We start from the raw sequence: 19,859 nt of genomic DNA on the forward strand, positions 1-19,859 counted from the left end.
TCGCTTTCTCCGCTCAAACAAGACCTGCACCCCTTACGTACCAATAACTCGAACCATTAATAAAATTCTATTGTCGACTCGACAAATTTAATTCGTTTTCCTAGTCATCCTAAAAGCCTTAAGGTTCGCCCCTAAGCAAACAAGGACCCACTACAAATCGACCGGGTTCTTAAAACAACTTAATAATTTGCACATACCAATCAGGTATTTACTAAGGAAACGCCATGCGTATCGCAATTCTTTCTCGCAACGAAAATCTATACTCTACCGCTCGTTTAAAGCAGGCTGGAGAAGCTCGTGGTCACCAGGTCGATGTTATTGACACGCTGCACTGTGATATAGATATTGCGAGTAACAATCCGAAGATTCGCTACATGGGTGAAGAGCTACCACAATACGACGCAGTGATCCCACGTATTGGCGCTTCCATTACCTTCTACGGTACGGCGGTTGTTCGTCAATTCGAGATGATGGGTACTTTTTGTATCAATGAATCCGTAGCGATCAGCCGCTCTCGCGACAAACTACGCTCGCTGCAGCTTTTATCTCGTAAAGGTGTCGGTCTGCCAAAAACGGGCTTCGCTAGCCGTCCTGATAAGATCCAAGATCTGATCAAAAATGTAGGTGGCGCTCCTTTGGTTATCAAACTGCTTGAAGGCACCCAAGGTATCGGGGTGGTGTTGGCAGAAACCAACAAAGCAGCAGAAAGCGTAATTGAAGCATTCATGGGCCTTAAAGCGAACATTTTAGTTCAAGAGTTCATTGAAGAAGCAAAAGGCGCAGACATCCGTTGCTTTGTGGTCGGTAACAAAGTGATTGCCGCAATGAAACGCCAAGCAGGTGAAGGCGAATTCCGCTCTAACCTACACCGTGGCGGTACTGCTCAGTTGGTTAAACTCACCAAAGAAGAGCGTGCAACAGCAATCAACGCTGCAAAAATCATGGGGTTAAACCTATGTGGTGTCGATATCCTACAATCTAAGAATGGTCCTGTGGTGATGGAAGTCAACTCTTCTCCAGGTCTAGAAGGTATCGAGAAAGCGACGGGTAAAGATGTTGCTGACATGATTTTCGAATTTATCGAAAAAAATGCAAAACCAAACGCGAACCGTACTCGCGGTAAAGGTTAATGTTAAAAAATCAAAACGGTTAAGATAACCATGTAAGCCGTTAACTAATGATTGGAATAATTATGAACAATAAAATGATCATAGGGAACACTGAAGCACTCTGCTTACCTGAGTTAGGGATAACAGGATTGCACACGCGCGTAGATACCGGAGCTAAAATCTCCTCTTTGCACGTAGACAACCTAATTTGCTTTAAAGAAGACGGGCAACGTTACGTCGAATTTGACCTACACCCTGATGTGTACCACCTAGAAGAGACGGTACGTTGCACTGCGAAGTTAAAAGCGAGAAAGAAGATCAAGTCTTCGAATGGTGAAGTAGAGACTCGTTGCGTGATTGAAACCCTACTTCGTATAGGGAGTCAGGAGTGGAAAATCGACCTAACGCTAAGCAACCGTCAAGATATGACTTACATGATGCTTCTAGGGCGTCAAGGCATGAGTAACAAAGTGATTGTTGACCCAAGTAAATCTTTCTTACTGAATTAATCGTATTAAGCACAAGATAACCCAGTAACGCAGACAAGCAAGCACACTAATTTGCCAAACACGCTTGTACAATTCACTACTCGCTCAATTCAGAGGCCAGTCACTACGACTTGGCCTTTGTCATTTAGGGCTTCTTTTTATCCCGCCAAATTGATTTCAGCAGACTCTTACATTTAATTTTGGTCACACGCCAATGAGTCACCGGCCTTTGCGGTGCTCTCATCAACAGATGTTCGAAAGCAGACTGATCGAAGGCCACCTGCCCTCCATGTGCCACCAGCAGAGTATCTAACTGGAGATCGTAAATACGCTCTACCGAATGACGATACTGATTAGGGTGGAAGATAGGAAATGGCGGTATTAACTTCTGTTTCACTTCCACCATCAGATCTGCCACATACGCTAAACGTTCAGATGGGCAATAGACGGACAAATCTCTGTCTGTATGACCTGGTGTTTCCAATACCACCCAATCATCAAAACCTGGAATGGCCTCGCCATCCGATAGCTTGTAGTCTGGCTTTAACTTTCGGGAATACCAAAGATTGGCTTTTGGTCGCCCCAAACGGTTTGCCATCCAACGAGCCAGTGCCAAATCCGTCAAGTGCATCAGCATTCCGTCCCAGCGTGCGTACCAATCAAAATCCCGGTCCGCCGACACCAACTTACAGCCCGTTAAGGCTCGCAGCTTATGTGCAGCCCCAGCATGATCTGGGTGCATGTGCGTGACCACAACAGTATGTAAGTCACTAAAATCGCGGCCAAGATCTCGTTCGATAAACGACTTTAAATGTGGGATGTCTGCTCGGCATGCGCCATCAAGCAATAACAAACGATCAGGGTACTCCACCAAATACATGTCTTGGATATACCCCTTTATAGTGTGCAGTTGCAAAACGACTCCTTGTTTATTGCTAACTGGTCAGACCTATACAATAGCAAAACCACCCCTAAATGTGATCATTTTGTTAAATTAATAGTGCCGCACTCGAAGTCAACAACTAATGAGCTGAACCCTACTATGAAACCCAAGCCCACTCAAAAACCGAGCTCTAAGTAACGCTGTCATTTACCACGATCTCAATCCATAAAGCCGAGGTTATCGTAACGACAAACAACCTGATTTGTTAGCTAGAGTTATTACGACTATATAAATGCCCTTTATTTATATATCCGAGTGCTTTACATGAACCAACTGATCGATGCGTTATCTGCCCAAGGCTATTTTGTTTGGGACGACTTTCTCACTCATGACGAAGTTACGGCATTGAGAGACTGCATTCCTGACAATTGGAAAAAGGCGAGGATTGGCCGCAATGACGAAGTGATGCGTGAATCGCGCATTCGCAGTGACAAGATCCAATGGTTGAGCCGCGACATGGGGCAGCCCACTTCGCAATTTTTAGATAAAATGGAACAGATCCGTCTGGCCGCAAATCAAGCTTTTTTTCTTGGCTTATTTGAGTACGAAGCGCACTTTGCAAAATACTTCAAAGGGGACTTCTATCAAAAACATCTCGATTGCTTTAAAGGCAATGAAAACCGCCGACTCACCACCGTATTCTATATGAACGACGAATGGTCAGAACAAGATGCGGGAGAGCTAGTCGTGTATGATCTAGAAGACAATCACGTCACCACTATCGCTCCAAAAGCAGGGCGTCTTTGTGTGTTCTTCTCCGAGCAATTTCCACACGAAGTGCTTCCAACCAATACCGAACGGTTTAGCATTGCAGGCTGGTTCCGTATTAACGGAGTAAGAGATAATCAACTGGATATTGCGCGCTAGCCAACAACGTTACTCCCAAGAAGCGACTCAATTGATAAGCTTCAACCTGCTCTTACTATGAACGTCAAAGCCCGTGACACTATAACGCCACGTAATAAACTCAATATGTGTATCAAGATAACGACGATAACTCGTTTATCCTTTAGACTTGATTTAAGCATGAATAACAATGTGTTGAAAAAGGAAACACTATGCCTCCTATGATTGTTGGTCACCGTGGTGTTGCAGGTACTCACCCTGAAAACACCAAAGCAAGTATTGAACAGGCAGCAAAACTTGGCCTGAAATGGATTGAAGTCGACATTCAGCCTACATTGGACGATCAATTAGTGGTGTGTCACGACCATACGCTCGAGCGCTGTAGTGACGGACTCGGTCGCGTTGACGAGCATACCTTGGCAGAGCTAAAGCAGTTCGATTTTGGCTCGTGGAAGTCATCAGAGTTTGAAGGTGAGAAAATTCTGACTCTCACAGAGCTGTTGGCTTTGGTTGAAGAGCTCGATCTGAGCGTTAATTTAGAGGTAAAAGTCGATACCCGCCACCAGCCCGCGCACGTTGTTGAGCTGCTTCACGACGAGTTAATCCGTTGTTCGATGGATACCGACCGCATCCTGATTTCTAGCTTCAGTCATCGAGTGGTTGAAGAGGTGAAAAAGCACCTTCCTCAATACCGAGTCGGCATGATCACCGAGCAGTTAGAGCAGCAAGATAAAACCACGATAGAGAACAGTGATGCCTTCAGCTGTCATTTGAATTACGCCAACCTGACTCAATCTGACATTGATTATCTAAAACAAACAGGGCGAAAAATTTGGTGCTACACCGTTAACCACAGTTCAGAATTTGACTATATCAACCAGGTCGACGCTATTTTTACAGACTTTCCAACACGATTCTTAGCACCTTAACGACACGGGCTAGGCATATCATACTGGGCACGACTACCATTCAATATGAATAGGCGTGCCCATTCTAACTAGGTCAATAAATTCATCCATCTCTTGATTGGTGATAGCGATACAGCCATCTGTCCAATCAAAACTCTGAACATAACCAGAAGAACGATGCTCTCCGTTCTTTAGACCGTGTATTTTGATATTACCACCCGGATCAATGTCGTATTTCTCTGCCCACTTGCGATCCGATGGCGCCGGATAGCTAATATGTACAGAACGATAGAACTCTGACTCTTCAAGTACATAGTCTAGATAGTAACGACCTTCAGGGGTTCGGTTGTCACCCTCAAAACGTTTGTGTCCCTTAGGCTGTTTGCCTAATGCGATTCGATATTCGCGTACTAATGTGTCTCCACTCATTAAGTACATACGTCTTGCAGACTTATCAACCTTCACCATGGTGACAGCTAACTGAGAATACAACGGGTTAGATGTTGGAAAGCTCTCAACAACGACAGGGGTTCCAGCCCAACTTAACGTGAGAAACGAGCAGGTGAAACACATTAATGCAGCAATGAAACGACTCATACATCCTCTAACGACATAGACATGATTCGCGATTGGGTCACCATTCCCAAAGACTCATAGAAACGTTGTGCATCCTGATTAAATTCCATTACCTCCAAGCGCAGCTCTGTAGCACCATTGGCGTGCGCCCATTGATTGAACGTGCGCATCAACTTTTTGCCTACTCCCTGGCCTTGAACATCGTCCCCGACCACAATGGTGTTTACTCGAGCAACCTTATGGTCTTGAATAAAACTCACGCCGTTATTCTGCGTAATTTTTCCAGCCAGAAAAGCGACGACCTGTTCATCTTCTTCAGCAACTAAAAAGTGCCCTTCCGGATCTAACATTAAGCCTAACCAATACGCTTCAGAGCCGCTATCTGCTTTTTCAGGGGAACTAAAAACCGAAGGAGCACCTTGATGATGTTGGCGATTGATCTGGTGAGAGAGCTTTAATATGAATTGAATATCGGACACTTTGACCGCGCGTATACGCATAATAACTACCTTGTTTGCAATTAGTTCTACCTTAGCAAAATCCGCCATTCACTGCACAAGCCACAACAGGTAAGCATGGCCTGAGTAACATTAATTATATTAGGCTCTCTGCAACAAAAATTTGTTCCGCAATTAAGGTCCTTTTCGTTTTAGCCCAGTGCTACTATCTCAACACACCAACAAGAAGGACGGAAAAACCGATATGATTAAGTTTGCTGTAATTGGCACCAATTGGATTACTCAAAAATTTGTACAGGCTGCACATGAAGTTAACGCCATGCAATTAACCGCCGTCTATTCTCGAAATCTAGAGAGCGCAGTTGAGTTCGGCAAAGAGTTTGGCGTGGAGACTCACTACACAGATATAGACGAGCTTGCAAACGATCCAGCCATTGATGCAGTTTACATTGCCTCACCGAATTCGTTCCATTGTCAGCAAGCGATCATGTTGATGGAACACAACAAGCACGTGATCTGCGAGAAACCTATTGCTTCGAACATTCGCGAAGCAACCAAGATGTTTGAGGTCGCTAAAAACAACAATGTTGTTCTCTTCGAAGCATACAAATCTCAATATCTACCTAACTTTCAAGCCGTTCAACAAGCGCTTCCTAAGATAGGCAAAATCCACAAAGCGCACATCAGCTACTGTCAGTACTCGTCTCGATATCAACGATACCTAGATGGAGAAAACCCAAACACTTTCAACCCGGTTTTCTCAAATGGGTCTTTGGTGGACATTGGTTTCTATTCTGTGGCCGCAGCGGTCGCCCTATTTGGTAAACCTCAAAGCGTTCAAGCATCCGCTCACCTTCTAGAGTCTGGGGTTGACGGTCATGGCAGCGCCATCTTCTACTACCCTGAATTCGACGTTACGTTAGCACACTCAAAAGTCAGTGACTCTTACGCATACAGCGAGATTCAAGGCGAGCTCGGCGCGATTTTAATTGATCATATTGCTGAGTGTACGCACGTTAAGATTCAATACCGAAATGGCGATGTAGAAGAGTTGAATCAGCCGCAACGCGAAAATTCAATGTGCTACGAAGCCGAGATGTTCGCACAAGTGCTGAAAGGCAATAGAGAAGCGCAATCACAGGCGCAACAGCGTGCGATCACAGTTTCAGAACTCATAACAGAAATGCGTCATCAGGTTGGTGTGCATTATCCGGCGGACGAAATCTAAACCGTTTCTCTCGCTTTATGATTGAGCAATTTCGACTTACCTTAAATAACCGTTGCTTGTCTTAACGACAAATTACCTGATTAGTCGATCTCTGAATCATCTGATTAAATCCGCCTTCGAAAAGCAAAGTTAATTTTAATTTATTGAAGGTGTTTAAGATGTTTTCAATCGAAGATCGTGTTGTCGCAACAAAAGGTGTCGAAGTAGGTGAAATGGTAGTAGCTGGTCTAAGCGCAGGCGGTTTCTATGTTCACGTTACAACTACCGAGGGTGGTCTGACACTGACATACCCTATGCAAGATCTTAAAAAAGCATAATTCGACGTTTTTAGCTCGCGATAATACGCAGTTAAACACATCACCCAATTAGGGCCTTGGTCAATACACTCTTCTGCATTGGAGTGAATTGCTAGGGCCTTATCTCTTTCTGCGCCCCAAAACAACTTATCCTCTACTCTGCTCCTTGCAGGTTATAAAATTTCTATTACATTTCAATACAAGTACTTATGGTCTTAAATAAGTTCTGGTACATTAGCGTTATCTTATGCTTGGGTAACTTATACATTTAAGGGGAAGCCATGAAGCTTTATATCTATGATCACTGTCCATTCTGTGCTCGTGTCGCTTTTGTTGCACGCTCGCTAGGCCTCTCTCTGGATCTGGTCTCTGTGGACTACCACGATGCCCAGACCTTGGTTGATCTTATTGGTAAAAAAATGGTGCCTGTTCTTGAAAAAGATGACGGCTCTATCATGGCGGAAAGCCTCGATATCATTGCCTATTTTATGGATATTGCGAACAGCGATGAACCTCGAGAGCCTGCAAATCCAGTGACTCAGTTCCAAACTCGCGCTTTCCCGCTCACTCAGCGTATTGGTCGCCCACGTTGGTGGAAACTAGACCTACCTGAATATCGTAGCGAGGAGAGCAAAGTAGCTTGGCGCGAGAGTAAAGAGACAGAAGAGTTCAACTTTGAAAAACTGATTGAGCAAACTCCTCAATTCGTACAGTTGATCAACCCATTGTTAAAAGACGCAGAGCTATTGCTTGACTTTGACAAGGGCGAATCCACTCTGCCGCTTATCGACCAAGCGGTTTATTTCTCAATGCTTCGCGGTTTCTACGTAGAGCCAAGTATCGAATGGCCACCAGAACTCGACCGTTGGATGGAACGCAAAAGCAAAGAGCTTGGTGTTGGGCTCCTTGAATAGACTGATAACCGAAGCCTAGTGCTTCGGTTTAAATAGGAGCCAATGGTTCAGTTTAGCTGGCGCTTTTCGTTTTGAATTGACCGACGATACTCTTTGAGCTTCTCTGGTAGATCGTCTAAATCAACAAAAGATCACAAAAGTCGGCGTCTCAGTCCTGTGCGCTCTAGAATCCGTGTTGAGATCTCTTCGACCGACAATGAAGAGGTATTGATGTATGGGATCGCTTCACGTCGGAACAGTCCTTCTACCGTTTGCAACTCGTAGACACACTGCGAATCACTTGCGTATTCACTTCCCGCTAAACGGTTTTCACGAATCTCAGTTAAACGCTCTGCATCGATCGTCAAACCAAATAGCTTATGACGGTGGATCTCAAACTCAGGCAGCAGTCTCAGCCTCGCAATGTCGTCGTGAATGAATGGGTAGTTAGCCACACGCAATCCAAATTGCATTGCCATGTAAAGGCTGGTTGGGGTCTTACCGCTACGCGATACTCCAAGTAGAATAATATCGGCCTCTTCCAATCCTCTCAATGTAATCCCATCATCATGCGCTAGCGTGTACTCAATCGCCGCAATACGATCGAAGTACTTGTCTGAATCCTTATTCACGCTACGAGAACGCTGCAGCTTGGGTTTGGGGGCCATTTGAGTGTCGTCTTGCACTTTCTGCACAATACTCTCCAACACGTCGTAACAATGTGCAGGAGCGGCTAACAGTTTCTGTTTGATATCAGGAATGACAATCGAAAAGAACACCAATGGTTCGTTGCCTGTTTCTCGGTAGGAAATCTCGATCTCTTTTAACAAATCACTCAATTTGTCTTCGCTTTCCACAAACGGAAAGGTTTTTTCGTTAGCTTTGAAGGGAAATTGACCTAGAACAACGTGCCCTAAAGTCTCACATGTTATGGCCGTTCCATCAGAAACATAGAATACATCACGACTTTGAATATCAATTTGCATTTTTTATTTAATGTTTAAAATTATTTTGAGTAGGATGGTCACCATAATATATATAACAAAAGCCTGCTGACTATTACGTACCCCACAGGTTTGAAAAATTTTTAACATTTTTTTCAACTCTGACGTAATCGTTTGCCTTTAAATCCCTACAAAACTTGCTATGTTTCTGGAGAAATAAATGCAAAATAATACCCTATGGTTCAATGGCCTATCCATGGAAGATGTCGACAAGGTCGGCGGTAAGAACGCCTCACTTGGCGAGATGGTTTCTAACCTATCCAATGCTGGTGTTTCTGTACCAAATGGTTTTGCTACCACTTCTTATGCGTTTAACGAGTTCCTAGACTACAAAGGTCTTGATGAGCGCATTCACCAACTACTTGATGAACTTGATGTCGAAGACGTTGAAGCGCTGCGTAAGACAGGTGCGACGATTCGCCAATGGGTTCTTGAAGCCCCTTTCCCAGAATCCCTAGAGCAAGATATCCGCGATAACTACCGTGAGCTAATCGAAGGCAATGATGAGTTGTCTGTAGCGGTTCGTTCATCGGCAACGGCGGAAGACCTTCCTGATGCTTCATTTGCTGGTCAACAAGAGACCTTCCTAAACGTAAAAGGTATCGATGCTGTTCTAGAAGCAACAAAACACGTATACGCGTCTCTGTTTAACGATCGCGCTATCTCTTACCGTGTACACCAAGGCTTTGACCACCGCGGTATCTCGCTTTCTGCGGGCATCCAACGCATGGTTCGTTCAGACAAAGCCTCTTCAGGTGTCATGTTCACCCTTGATACAGAATCAGGCTTCGATCAAGTGGTATTCATCACTTCATCTTGGGGTCTTGGTGAAATGGTCGTTCAAGGTGCGGTGAACCCAGACGAGTTCTACGTTCACAAGCCGATGCTTGAAGCGGGTCAGTACCCTATCGTTAAGAAAACGTTCGGTTCTAAGCTGATCAAGATGATCTACTCAACTAACCAAGAGATCGGTAAGCAAGTTGATATCATCGACACAGACACTCAAGAGCGTAACGAGTTCTCACTGAACGATGAAGAGATCAAAGAGCTAGCAAAACAAGCGATGATCATCGAGAAGCACTACCAACGTCCAATGGATATTGAGTGGGCGAAAGATGGCATCGACGGTAAGCTTTATATTGTTCAAGCGCGTCCAGAGACTGTATGTTCTCAAAGCGAGCAAAACGTCATTGAGCGTTACGAACTCAGCAACAAAGCAGACGTAGCGGTTGAAGGCCGTGCTATCGGTCAACGTATCGGCTCTGGCCCTGTACGTCTGGTTGATTCATTGGATCAAATGTCTTTGGTTCAAGAAGGTGACGTTCTAGTCACTGACATGACTGACCCAGACTGGGAACCCGTGATGAAAAAAGCTTCTGCGATTGTCACCAACCGTGGCGGTCGTACTTGTCACGCAGCGATCATCGCTCGTGAACTTGGCATCCCAGCGATTGTTGGTTGTGGTGACGCAACAAGCCGCCTAGAAGATGGTTCTACAGTGACGGTATCTTGTGCAGAAGGTGAAACAGGTTACGTTTACCAAGGCGAGCTGGATTTCGAAATCAAGCGCTCTGCTGTTGACGAACTACCCCTGCTTCCAACCAAAGTGATGATGAACGTCGGTAACCCTGATCGTGCATTCGACTTCGCTCAAATCCCGAACGAAGGTGTTGGTCTGGCTCGTCTAGAGTTCATCATCAACAAGATGATCGGTATTCACCCGAAAGCGCTACTGAACTTTGATGCGCAGAGCGATGAGCTTAAAGCGGAAATCACTGAGCGTATCCGTGGTTACAAAGATCCTATCGATTTCTACGTAAGCAAGCTAACAGAGGGCATCGCGACTATCGCTTCTGCGTTCTGGCCTAAGCGTGTGATCGTACGTATGTCTGACTTTAAGTCTAACGAATACAGCAACCTAGTGGGCGGTAAAGAGTTTGAACCGCATGAAGAGAACCCAATGCTGGGCTTCCGTGGTGCTTCTCGTTACATCTCTCCAGTATTCGAAGATTGCTTTGAGCTAGAAACTCAAGCGATCAAACGCGTACGCAACGAGATGGGCCTTAAGAACGTTGAAATCATGATTCCTTTCGTGCGAACTCCAAGCGAAGCGGCATCGGTTATCGACTTATTGGCTAAATTCAACCTACGTCGTGGCGACCAAGGTCTGAAAGTGATCATGATGTGTGAGCTGCCATCTAACGCAGTATTGGCTGAAGAGTTCTTGAAGTACTTCGATGGCTTCTCTATCGGCTCTAACGACATGACTCAGCTAACGCTTGGCCTTGACCGTGACTCTGGTGATGTTGCTCATCTATTTGACGAGCGCAACCCAGCAGTGAAAGCGATGCTGAAGATGGCAATTGATGCAGCAACCAAAGCAGGTAAGTACGTAGGTATCTGTGGTCAAGGTCCATCGGACCACGATGACCTAGCAGAGTGGCTAATGGAGCAAGGCATCAGCTCTGTATCTCTAAACCCAGATACGGTTATCGATACATGGTTGAAGCTAGGCAATGTTGCTAACAAATAACCTTCTCTAATCGAGAAACGAATATAGCCAGTCATTATGAACTGACCCCCAATAGTTGGACACCAATTATTGGGGGTCTTTTTATCTCCAAATATCACTGCACCACAGTATTGTCGCAATTAGCGCAACACTGAATAGACAACACCGTCTATTGGTATCTGCTAGACATTACGCTATCCTTTAGCCGTATCCATATTAAACGGTTAACCGCCGTCCCCTCAATAATGCTAAGACCAATATGACTTCAACAACTGGAACGCCCTCTCCTTCCCTAAGTAAGCAACTTTTTACTATGACGTGGCCGATGCTGTTCGGCGTACTCTCGCTGATGAGCTTTCAGCTGGTCGACAGTGCTTTTATCGGTCAACTTGGTGTTTTACCCCTTGCTGCTCAAGGCTTTACACTTCCAATACAGATGATCATCATTGGTATTCAAGTTGGGCTTGGCATTGCAACCACGGCAGTGATCGCACGAGCGATAGGAGCCCAAAAGACTCACTATGCAAAACAATTAGGGGGGTTAGTGGTTGTAATGGGAGGTGTAGGTGTCGCACTATTCTCGATGGTCATTTACCTACTCCGCACCCCTATTTTACAACTCTTAGATGCTCCGGAATCGGTCTTCCCAATCATTGATGCTTACTGGGTTTACTGGTTGGTTAGCTCGTGGACAGGTGCAGTGCTCTATTTCTTCTACAGCGTCTGTCGTGCCAATGGCAATACCATGCTTCCTGGCACCATGATGATCGCTACTAGTTTGATTAACCTCGCACTCGATCCTATCTTCATTTTCACTCTCGACTTAGGCATCAATGGTGCAGCTATTGCGACGATCATCGCCTTTGGGATAGGTATTTTGATCGTGGCACCTAAGGTTACCAAAAAACACTGGCTCACTTTCGACTGGCAAGACCTAGACATAAGCAAAAGTGTTCGTTCTATTGGGCGCATTATGGGCCCTGCGATGATCAGTCAATTACTGCCACCCGTCTCTTCGATGCTGGCAACCAAGCTACTAGCAAGCTACGGTACAGCGGCTGTTGCAGCGTGGGCATTGGGCTCTCGCTTTGAGTTTTTCGCCATTGTTTCAGTACTTGCTCTGACCATGTCTATGCCGCCGATGATTGGTCGTATGCTAGGTGAAAAGAACTTGATTGACATTCGCAGTTTAATCAAGATTGCCGCTACCTTTGTGCTCGGTTTTCAAGTTGTGATTGCGCTCGTTACTTGGCTGTTTTCAAATGGCTTGGCGGGATTGATGACCAGCGACAGTGATGTGACCACCATCCTAAATTATCATCTAATGATCGTGCCAATCAGCCTTGGCCCTTTAGGTATTTGTATGTTGATGGTGTCGGTATCAAACGCTCTGGGTAAGTCATACACCGCACTAACGATTTCGGCACTGCGCTTGTTTGCTTTCTTCTTGCCATGTCTATGGATTGGGTCTCAAGTAGCGGGTATCGAAGGTCTGTTCTGGGGAGCGATGCTAGGTAATATATTTGCAGGAACTTGTGCTTGGGTACTGTCTCAGCGCGCTCTGAAGCAAATCGAGCACAAGTTAGCCATCTAACTATTGGTTTACCATATTTTCGTAATCAAAAAAGTAGCTTTATAGGCTGCTTTTTTGTTCTATAGCCTTAAGAAAATGGGGGTGGTTCTGTTATGTCACAATCCTACTTAGTGCGATATTTGATCGAACTTTAAAAGCTTACTAACCACAAGTGATATATAATTGATAGAAACATATAAAATCAAAACCCTTATACGTCTTAGGCTCGGTAAATAACTATTCAATATGGATGCTATTCGCAAGGTTTATCAATACGCTGAACCCAACCTGACCCTTGTAGGGTGGATGGGCTTTGTAGGCTTCCCAGTCTATTACATTGTCTGGGATTTAATGTTTCCTCAACCCTATGAAAACCTACCACTGCGTGTGTTCTGTTCCACGCTGTTTTTCGGCATCATATATCGACATCGCTTTCCACTGCGTTGGAAAAAATACCTCCCAGCTTACTATCAGATCGTGACAACATTATGTTTGCCAAGCTTCTTCTTTTACATGTTGCTGATGAACAGTTGGTCTAATGTCTGGGTAATGTCTTTTATGGCAGCGATATTCCTGCATATCCTGCTCGTTCACATCACAAAAATAATGTTTGCTCAAACCTTCGCTGGGATTGGGTTAGCGAGCTTATGTGCTTGGGTTGCTCAAGGTTTTCACCTCGATATAACAATGGACTGGACACACGTTCCAATTTTCTTGTTTATCTATCTATTTGGTAATCTATTCTACATACGTAACCAAGTCGAGCATGAAGCTAGAGTGTCCCTCGCTAAATCATTCGGTGCGGGTATTGCTCACGAAATGCGTAACCCTTTAAGTGGTTTGCTCTATTCGATTGATCTTATCCAATCGATACTTCCTGACCCCAAAAAAGCGCCTCTGGGAGAGTACACTTTAACTCATGATGATGCCGTACAACTAAAAAAAGTCAGTGATGATGCAATGGACATCATTCGTATCGGCAACGAGACAATTGATCTGCTTTTAACTTCGATTGACGAGAACCGTATATCCCGCTCAACATTCAAGAAACACTCAGCGAAAAACGTTGTAACCGAAGCTATCGATAGCTTTAGCTATAAACGTTCAACTGACAAGGATGCCATCTCACTGGATATTCAAGATGATTTTGAATTTCTCGGTAGTGACACTCTACTCAAGTATGTCATGTATAACTTGTTTAAAAATGCTTTCCATCATCGTAATACTGAACATTTTCACATTCATATCACTATGTCTAAGGAAGGAAACAATAATAGTATCTCAGTGACAGATAACGGCTCTGGTATCTCAAATGAAACCATGCGTAATATCTTCCTAGATTTCTATACCACAGGTAAATCGGGTAGCTATGGGTTGGGATTACCTTTTTGTCGGAAAGTTATGCACGCCTTCGGAGGGGATATTCAGTGCAAATCTGAACTGGGTGAGTGGTCTCAGTTCACACTATCATTCCCATTGATGAGTTCAAATACTGTGACTGAAATACTGAGTGAGTTGACCAAACTGAAATCTGTATTAATGGTTTGCGAGCAAAACGTGCTCACAAAAAAAATGACAGAAATCAGCCGCCTTATGGGGTTCGACCTAACGATCATTGACATATCAACAGCACTCAATCGCGAAGAGTACGAATTTGAGTTCAACTCTATCTTTGTAGATATAGAAGCGTTTTTTGAACGACCAGAAAAACTGACAGCGATTGAGTCACTGTTGTCATTTACGGAAGCGAACATTGCGTATCTATATGAGAATTCCACAGCTAAACAAATCCCATCGGTAATTTCCAATGCCAGGTGGATTGAGACTCAGGCTTGGCTTCTTAATACCAAAGTGATTATTGAAGACCTATTCTTCGATATCGGCAATGTGGCTCACTCTTCTAAATTGCGTCCCCTTGGAACATCTAAAAAAGGAACAATCATGGTGGTTGACGACAACGAATCACTGCGACGATTTACTGCAATGCTGATTGCTAAGCAAGGATTTGAAGTCATTGAAAAAGCAGACGGCCAGCAAGCAATAGATGCTCTAGATAGAAACAATATCGACTTAATTCTAATGGATCTTGAAATGCCTGTAATGGGAGGTGTTGAAGCTTCTCGTCGTATTCGAAGTTCCAACAAAAGATACTCTTCTATCCCTATTATCGCGCATACGGGAGATAGCTCTCCTATCACGCTTGAACAGATTGGTGCTTCTGGTATGTCTGACTTCATCGTTAAACCGGCTGACAAAAACCGCCTTTTCGATAAGATTGCCAATTGGATATAGTGACTTTCAACAAGATCTCAGAGCAAGACTAACGATCTGTCATTCACCTTCTAACGTCACCTAAAACCAATCCGCTATATACCCCTTTAGCTAGAGTAAACTCTTGCTCTAAGGGCTGATACGTTTGTTAAAAGAGGGCACAACACGTTTAGTAGCTCCTAAGCTTGTTAATTGACTGACTTTCTATGGCAAAGCCGTTAATTCTATGTGCGACAAAAAGAGATAATGTAGTTTAAGCCAATAACAGTAGTGCGAATGACACCAAGAAATAGCACAAGAGAAGGCTTGAAAGCGAGGCAGTTATACCAATCGTAGTAAATAATTACTCACCCTAGCTTGTTAAAATGCTCGATAACTGCGTTAGAATTTTTGATTGTAGAATAACTACTTATCGAAACTCTCTGTTGTAGAAAAGCTGCCTTGTTCTCAAGCCTTTTTCCTGCGCTATTTTTGATCACTTATTTACTGTGATTGGTATTATTTTCAACAAAGAGTTTCGACACAACAGAAATGAAAAAAGCCCGCTGATTTCTCAGCGGGCTTTTCAATGGTGGTGGAGGGATAGGGATTTGAACCCTAGAACCGCTATTAACGGTTGCCGGTTTTCAAGACCGGTGCTTTCGACCACTCAGCCATCCCTCCAACAAATTGTCATCAACAGATTAGTACACTGTTGAAGTTGTTATTTGCACATAGCAAATAACGAAGCTTTTTGTCTTCACTTTTAAAAAGTGAAAATAAATTTGAAGCCTGGCGATGTCCTACTCTCACATGGGGAAGCCCCACACTACCATCGGCGCTATTGCGTTTCACTTCTGAGTTCGGCATGGAATCAGGTGGATCCACAACGCTATGGTCGCCAAGCAAATTCTTTCTTCTCTGATTTTCTTTCAGAAAAGTAATCTGGAAAGCTGTTTCTGTTCTCTTCAAACTCATTCAAGCGTTTGTATCTCTTGAGTCCATCAAAACCCCTTGGGTGTTGTATGGTTAAGCCTCACGGGCAATTAGTACAGGTTAGCTCAACGCCTCACAGCGCTTACACACCCTGCCTATCAACGTTCTAGTCTTGAACAACCCTTTAGGACACTTAAAGTGCCAGGGAAGACTCATCTCAGGGCTCGCTTCCCGCTTAGATGCTTTCAGCGGTTATCGATTCCGAACTTAGCTACCGGGCAATGCCATTGGCATGACAACCCGAACACCAGAGGTTCGTCCACTCCGGTCCTCTCGTACTAGGAGCAGCCCCCTTCAATCTTCCAACGCCCACGGCAGATAGGGACCGAACTGTCTCACGACGTTCTAAACCCAGCTCGCGTACCACTTTAAATGGCGAACAGCCATACCCCTTGGGACCGACTTCAGCCCCAGGATGTGATGAGCCGACATCGAGGTGCCAAACACCGCCGTCGATATGAACTCTTGGGCGGTATCAGCCTGTTATCCCCGGAGTACCTTTTATCCGTTGAGCGATGGCCCTTCCATTCAGAACCACCGGATCACTATGACCTGCTTTCGCACCTGCTCGAATTGTCATTCTCGCAGTCAAGCGGGCTTATGCCATTGCACTAACCTCACGATGTCCAACCGTGATTAGCCCACCTTCGTGCTCCTCCGTTACTCTTTGGGAGGAGACCGCCCCAGTCAAACTACCCACCAGGCACTGTCCGTAATCCCGATTCAGGGACCAACGTTAGAACATCAACACTACAAGGGTGGTATTTCAAGGACGACTCCACCACATCTAGCGACGCGGTTTCAAAGTCTCCCACCTATCCTACACATGTAGGGTCAATGTTCAGTGCCAAGCTGTAGTAAAGGTTCACGGGGTCTTTCCGTCTAGCCGCGGGTACACTGCATCTTCACAGCGATTTCAATTTCACTGAGTCTCGGGTGGAGACAGCGTGGCCATCATTACGCCATTCGTGCAGGTCGGAACTTACCCGACAAGGAATTTCGCTACCTTAGGACCGTTATAGTTACGGCCGCCGTTTACCGGGGCTTCGATCAAGAGCTTCGACCGAAGTCTAACCCCATCAATTAACCTTCCGGCACCGGGCAGGCGTCACACCGTATACGTCATCTTACGATTTTGCACAGTGCTGTGTTTTTAATAAACAGTTGCAGCCACCTGGTATCTGCGACTCTCGTCAGCTCCATCCGCGAGGGACTTCACCGATAAGAGCGTACCTTCTCCCGAAGTTACGGTACCATTTTGCCTAGTTCCTTCACCCGAGTTCTCTCAAGCGCCTTGGTATTCTCTACCCGACCACCTGTGTCGGTTTGGGGTACGATTCCTTACAATCTGAAGCTTAGAGGCTTTTCCTGGAAGCATGGCATCAATGACTTCACCACCGTAGTGGCTCGACATCGTATCTCAGCGTTAATGAAGAGCCGGATTTACCTAACTCTCCCGCCTACGTACTTGAACCTGGACAACCGTCGCCAGGCCCACCTAGCCTTCTCCGTCCCCCCATCGCAATTGTAAGAAGTACGGGAATATTAACCCGTTTCCCATCGACTACGCCTTTCGGCCTCGCCTTAGGGGTCGACTTACCCTGCCCCGATTAACGTTGGACAGGAACCCTTGGTCTTCCGGCGAGGGAGTTTTTCACTCCCTTTATCGTTACTCATGTCAGCATTCGCACTTCTGATACCTCCAGCAGCCCTTACAGACCACCTTCAACGGCTTACAGAACGCTCCCCTACCCCGCACACTAAAGTGTGCAGCCGCAGCTTCGGTGTATAGCTTAGCCCCGTTACATCTTCCGCGCAGGCCGACTCGACCAGTGAGCTATTACGCTTTCTTTAAATGATGGCTGCTTCTAAGCCAACATCCTGGCTGTCTGAGCCTTCCCACATCGTTTCCCACTTAGCTATACTTTGGGACCTTAGCTGGCGGTCTGGGTTGTTTCCCTCTCCACGACGGACGTTAGCACCCGCCGTGTGTCTCCCGGATAGTACTTACTGGTATTCGGAGTTTGCAAAGGGTTGGTAAGTCGGGATGACCCCCCTAGCCTTAACAGTGCTCTACCCCCAGTAGTATTCGTCCGAGGCGCTACCTAAATAGCTTTCGGGGAGAACCAGCTATCTCCAGGTTTGATTGGCCTTTCACCCCTAGCCACAAGTCATCCGCTAATTTTTCAACATTAGTCGGTTCGGTCCTCCAGTTGATGTTACTCAACCTTCAACCTGCCCATGGCTAGATCACCTGGTTTCGGGTCTATATCCAGAGACTGAACGCCCAGTTAAGACTCGGTTTCCCTACGGCTCCCCTAAACGGTTAACCTTGCCACTGAATATAAGTCGCTGACCCATTATACAAAAGGTACGCAGTCACACCACGAAGGTGCTCCTACTGCTTGTACGTACACGGTTTCAGGTTCTATTTCACTCCCCTCACAGGGGTTCTTTTCGCCTTTCCCTCACGGTACTGGTTCACTATCGGTCAGTCAGTAGTATTTAGCCTTGGAGGATGGTCCCCCCATATTCAGACAGGATATCACGTGTCCCGCCCTACTCGTTTTCACTGATTATGATGTGTCGGTTACGGGGCTATCACCCTTTATTGCGGCACTTTCCAGAGCCTTCACCTGCATCATTAAAAGCTTAAGGGCTAATCCAATTTCGCTCGCCGCTACTTTCGGAATCTCGGTTGATTTCTCTTCCTCGGGGTACTTAGATGTTTCAGTTCCCCCGGTTTGCCTCTTGTTGCTATGTATTCACAACAAGATACTTACTTATGTAAGTGGGTTTCCCCATTCGGAAATCCCAGACTCAAAAGGTTTTTACTACCTAATCTGGGCTTATCGCAAGTTAATACGTCCTTCGTCGCCTCTGACTGCCAAGGCATCCACCGTGTACGCTTAGTCACTTAACCATACAACCCGAAAGGGTCTTAATGTATGACTGTTTGCTTTCACTTGCTTATTTGATTTCACTTTAAAAAGTGAAGACAAATGGCAGTAAAGACGAACTAGCAACCAAGGTTTTTGGTTGTAATAAGAAGGGTTAGTTCTTATTACGTGTTTGCCGGACTCAATGGTGAATCAATGTAAACATTGATTCGAATACAAGACACTTGAATGTGTTTGTGTTGTGTTTATCTAATGAAAGATAAACATTGAGAACTTTTAATTTGATTAACTTAATCACAGCCTTGAGCTGTTTGATTTCACTTTTTAAAGTGAAAACCAATTAAGTAATCAGTCAGCTTTCCAAATTGTTAAAGAGCAAGTTTCTTTCGCTAATGACTAGCTAATGAAAACCATTTTTAAAAGCACTATCGCTAATGCGCTTAAAGATGGTGGGCGATACCGGGCTCGAACCAGTGACCCCCTGCTTGTAAGGCAGGTGCTCTCCCAACTGAGCTAATCGCCCACATTAATTTTAATTCCTCGTGGAGAAGAATTCCTCAAGAATGGTGGAGCTAAGCAGGATCGAACTGCTGACCTCCTGCGTGCAAGGCAGGCGCTCTCCCAGCTGAGCTATAGCCCCATCTTGAGAGTCATTTCTAAAAGAAGAAATGGTGGGTCGTGCAGGATTCGAACCTGCGACCAATTGATTAAAAGTCAACTGCTCTACCAACTGAGCTAACGACCCAATGGTATCCCGTAGGGGAGTCGAACCCCTGTTACCGCCGTGAAAGGGCGGTGTCCTAGGCCTCTAGACGAACGGGACACTAACTTTGCTTCCACTTTAAAAAGCAGAACCAAATTGCTTGAAGATATTGGGAT

At 45.2% G+C, this 19,859-nt stretch carries 13 protein-coding genes, 5 tRNA genes, 2 rRNA genes and 1 pseudogene; 10 read left to right on the forward strand and 11 right to left on the reverse strand.

Annotation, left to right across the window (positions count from 1 at the left end; all coding sequences use genetic code 11):
• Window positions 1-224: 224 nt before the first annotated feature.
• Both rimK and AC6I7V_RS16125 read left to right on the forward strand, forming a co-directional pair.
• Window positions 225-1,130 (forward strand): 30S ribosomal protein S6--L-glutamate ligase, encoded by a 906-nt coding sequence (gene rimK / locus AC6I7V_RS16120; protein WP_032550186.1) that lies wholly within the window; start codon window positions 225-227, stop codon window positions 1,128-1,130.
• A gap of 62 nt (window positions 1,131-1,192) precedes the next feature.
• Entirely contained in the window at window positions 1,193-1,618 is a 426-nt protein-coding gene (locus AC6I7V_RS16125; protein WP_498012256.1) for an ATP-dependent zinc protease family protein, read from the forward strand.
• Between the two features lie 124 nt (window positions 1,619-1,742).
• On the opposite strand, the gene AC6I7V_RS16130 is transcribed toward AC6I7V_RS16125, so the two are convergent.
• Window positions 1,743-2,513: an MBL fold metallo-hydrolase gene (locus AC6I7V_RS16130; protein WP_498012257.1), complete on the reverse strand. Its 771-nt coding sequence runs from the start codon at window positions 2,511-2,513 to the stop codon at window positions 1,743-1,745.
• Between the two features lie 291 nt (window positions 2,514-2,804).
• Between AC6I7V_RS16130 and AC6I7V_RS16135 the strand changes: the two genes are divergently transcribed.
• Both AC6I7V_RS16135 and AC6I7V_RS16140 read left to right on the forward strand, forming a co-directional pair.
• On the forward strand, window positions 2,805-3,407 hold the full coding sequence (locus AC6I7V_RS16135; protein WP_498012258.1) for a 2OG-Fe(II) oxygenase: 603 nt from the start codon (window positions 2,805-2,807) through the stop codon (window positions 3,405-3,407).
• A gap of 191 nt (window positions 3,408-3,598) precedes the next feature.
• Window positions 3,599-4,315 (forward strand): glycerophosphodiester phosphodiesterase family protein, encoded by a 717-nt coding sequence (locus AC6I7V_RS16140; RefSeq protein ID WP_498012259.1) that lies wholly within the window; start codon window positions 3,599-3,601, stop codon window positions 4,313-4,315.
• Between the two features lie 33 nt (window positions 4,316-4,348).
• Here AC6I7V_RS16140 and AC6I7V_RS16145 read toward each other — a convergent pair.
• Both AC6I7V_RS16145 and AC6I7V_RS16150 read right to left on the reverse strand, forming a co-directional pair.
• Window positions 4,349-4,768, reverse strand: a pseudogene (locus tag AC6I7V_RS16145) (L,D-transpeptidase family protein); the annotation flags it as partial.
• Window positions 4,769-4,887: 119 nt separating this feature from the next.
• Window positions 4,888-5,370: a GNAT family N-acetyltransferase gene (locus AC6I7V_RS16150; protein ID WP_255232447.1), complete on the reverse strand. Its 483-nt coding sequence runs from the start codon at window positions 5,368-5,370 to the stop codon at window positions 4,888-4,890.
• 202 nt (window positions 5,371-5,572) lie between these two features.
• On the opposite strand from AC6I7V_RS16150, the gene AC6I7V_RS16155 reads away from it, so the two are divergent.
• The 3 genes from AC6I7V_RS16155 to grxB all read left to right on the forward strand — a co-directional run bounded on the left by AC6I7V_RS16155 (window position 5,573) and on the right by grxB (window position 7,766).
• On the forward strand, window positions 5,573-6,556 hold the full coding sequence (locus tag AC6I7V_RS16155; protein WP_255232446.1) for a Gfo/Idh/MocA family protein: 984 nt from the start codon (window positions 5,573-5,575) through the stop codon (window positions 6,554-6,556).
• Between the two features lie 158 nt (window positions 6,557-6,714).
• Complete coding sequence (locus AC6I7V_RS16160) at window positions 6,715-6,873, forward strand: hypothetical protein (RefSeq protein ID WP_255232445.1); 159 nt, start codon at window positions 6,715-6,717, stop codon at window positions 6,871-6,873.
• A 260-nt stretch (window positions 6,874-7,133) separates the two neighbouring features.
• Window positions 7,134-7,766 carry a glutaredoxin 2 gene (grxB, locus tag AC6I7V_RS16165; protein ID WP_498012260.1) on the forward strand — a complete coding sequence of 211 codons (633 nt, stop codon included), beginning with the start codon at window positions 7,134-7,136 and terminating at the stop codon, window positions 7,764-7,766.
• 131 nt (window positions 7,767-7,897) lie between these two features.
• Here grxB and ppsR read toward each other — a convergent pair whose 3' ends face one another.
• Window positions 7,898-8,731 carry a posphoenolpyruvate synthetase regulatory kinase/phosphorylase PpsR gene (ppsR, locus tag AC6I7V_RS16170; protein ID WP_255232443.1) on the reverse strand — a complete coding sequence of 278 codons (834 nt, stop codon included), beginning with the start codon at window positions 8,729-8,731 and terminating at the stop codon, window positions 7,898-7,900.
• A gap of 178 nt (window positions 8,732-8,909) precedes the next feature.
• Here ppsR and ppsA point away from each other — a divergent pair, with 178 nt between their 5' ends.
• The 3 genes from ppsA (at window position 8,910) to AC6I7V_RS16185 (ending at window position 15,126) form a co-directional block, all read left to right on the forward strand.
• Window positions 8,910-11,282, forward strand: a complete 2,373-nt coding sequence (gene ppsA / locus AC6I7V_RS16175; protein ID WP_032550171.1) for a phosphoenolpyruvate synthase — start codon at window positions 8,910-8,912, stop codon at window positions 11,280-11,282.
• Between the two features lie 238 nt (window positions 11,283-11,520).
• Window positions 11,521-12,855 (forward strand): MATE family efflux transporter, encoded by a 1,335-nt coding sequence (locus tag AC6I7V_RS16180; RefSeq protein WP_498012261.1) that lies wholly within the window; start codon window positions 11,521-11,523, stop codon window positions 12,853-12,855.
• A gap of 225 nt (window positions 12,856-13,080) precedes the next feature.
• Window positions 13,081-15,126: a hybrid sensor histidine kinase/response regulator gene (locus AC6I7V_RS16185; protein WP_498012262.1), complete on the forward strand. Its 2,046-nt coding sequence runs from the start codon at window positions 13,081-13,083 to the stop codon at window positions 15,124-15,126.
• A gap of 551 nt (window positions 15,127-15,677) precedes the next feature.
• On the opposite strand, the gene AC6I7V_RS16190 is transcribed toward AC6I7V_RS16185, so the two are convergent.
• From AC6I7V_RS16190 to AC6I7V_RS16220, 7 genes are all read right to left on the reverse strand, one after another.
• Window positions 15,678-15,768 (reverse strand) — tRNA-Ser (locus AC6I7V_RS16190).
• Between the two features lie 106 nt (window positions 15,769-15,874).
• Window positions 15,875-15,990, reverse strand: a 5S ribosomal RNA gene (rrf, locus tag AC6I7V_RS16195).
• Between the two features lie 119 nt (window positions 15,991-16,109).
• Window positions 16,110-19,003: ribosomal RNA gene (locus AC6I7V_RS16200) — 23S ribosomal RNA — on the reverse strand.
• Window positions 19,004-19,427: 424 nt separating this feature from the next.
• Window positions 19,428-19,503, reverse strand: a tRNA-Val gene (locus AC6I7V_RS16205).
• 41 nt (window positions 19,504-19,544) lie between these two features.
• A tRNA-Ala gene (locus AC6I7V_RS16210) sits at window positions 19,545-19,620 on the reverse strand.
• Window positions 19,621-19,649: 29 nt separating this feature from the next.
• A tRNA-Lys gene (locus AC6I7V_RS16215) sits at window positions 19,650-19,725 on the reverse strand.
• 2 nt (window positions 19,726-19,727) lie between these two features.
• Window positions 19,728-19,803, reverse strand: a tRNA-Glu gene (locus AC6I7V_RS16220).
• Window positions 19,804-19,859 lie beyond the last annotated feature (56 nt).

This window comes from Vibrio sp. KUL70 (assembly GCF_059725515.1).

What these genes read in the sequence shown, in the direction of transcription:
- AC6I7V_RS16140 (WP_498012259.1), top strand. Translation starts at nt 3,599, where the DNA reads ATGCCTCCTATGATTGTTGGTCACCGTGGTGTTGCAGGTACTCACCCT.
- AC6I7V_RS16160 (WP_255232445.1), top strand. Translation starts at nt 6,715, where the DNA reads ATGTTTTCAATCGAAGATCGTGTTGTCGCAACAAAAGGTGTCGAAGTA.
- ppsR (WP_255232443.1), bottom strand. Translation starts at nt 8,731, where the DNA reads ATGCAAATTGATATTCAAAGTCGTGATGTATTCTATGTTTCTGATGGA.
- grxB (WP_498012260.1), top strand. Translation starts at nt 7,134, where the DNA reads ATGAAGCTTTATATCTATGATCACTGTCCATTCTGTGCTCGTGTCGCT.
- AC6I7V_RS16125 (WP_498012256.1), top strand. Translation starts at nt 1,193, where the DNA reads ATGAACAATAAAATGATCATAGGGAACACTGAAGCACTCTGCTTACCT.
- ppsA (WP_032550171.1), top strand. Translation starts at nt 8,910, where the DNA reads ATGCAAAATAATACCCTATGGTTCAATGGCCTATCCATGGAAGATGTC.
- AC6I7V_RS16150 (WP_255232447.1), bottom strand. Translation starts at nt 5,370, where the DNA reads ATGCGTATACGCGCGGTCAAAGTGTCCGATATTCAATTCATATTAAAG.
- AC6I7V_RS16185 (WP_498012262.1), top strand. Translation starts at nt 13,081, where the DNA reads ATGGATGCTATTCGCAAGGTTTATCAATACGCTGAACCCAACCTGACC.
- AC6I7V_RS16135 (WP_498012258.1), top strand. Translation starts at nt 2,805, where the DNA reads ATGAACCAACTGATCGATGCGTTATCTGCCCAAGGCTATTTTGTTTGG.
- AC6I7V_RS16180 (WP_498012261.1), top strand. Translation starts at nt 11,521, where the DNA reads ATGACTTCAACAACTGGAACGCCCTCTCCTTCCCTAAGTAAGCAACTT.
- rimK (WP_032550186.1), top strand. Translation starts at nt 225, where the DNA reads ATGCGTATCGCAATTCTTTCTCGCAACGAAAATCTATACTCTACCGCT.
- AC6I7V_RS16155 (WP_255232446.1), top strand. Translation starts at nt 5,573, where the DNA reads ATGATTAAGTTTGCTGTAATTGGCACCAATTGGATTACTCAAAAATTT.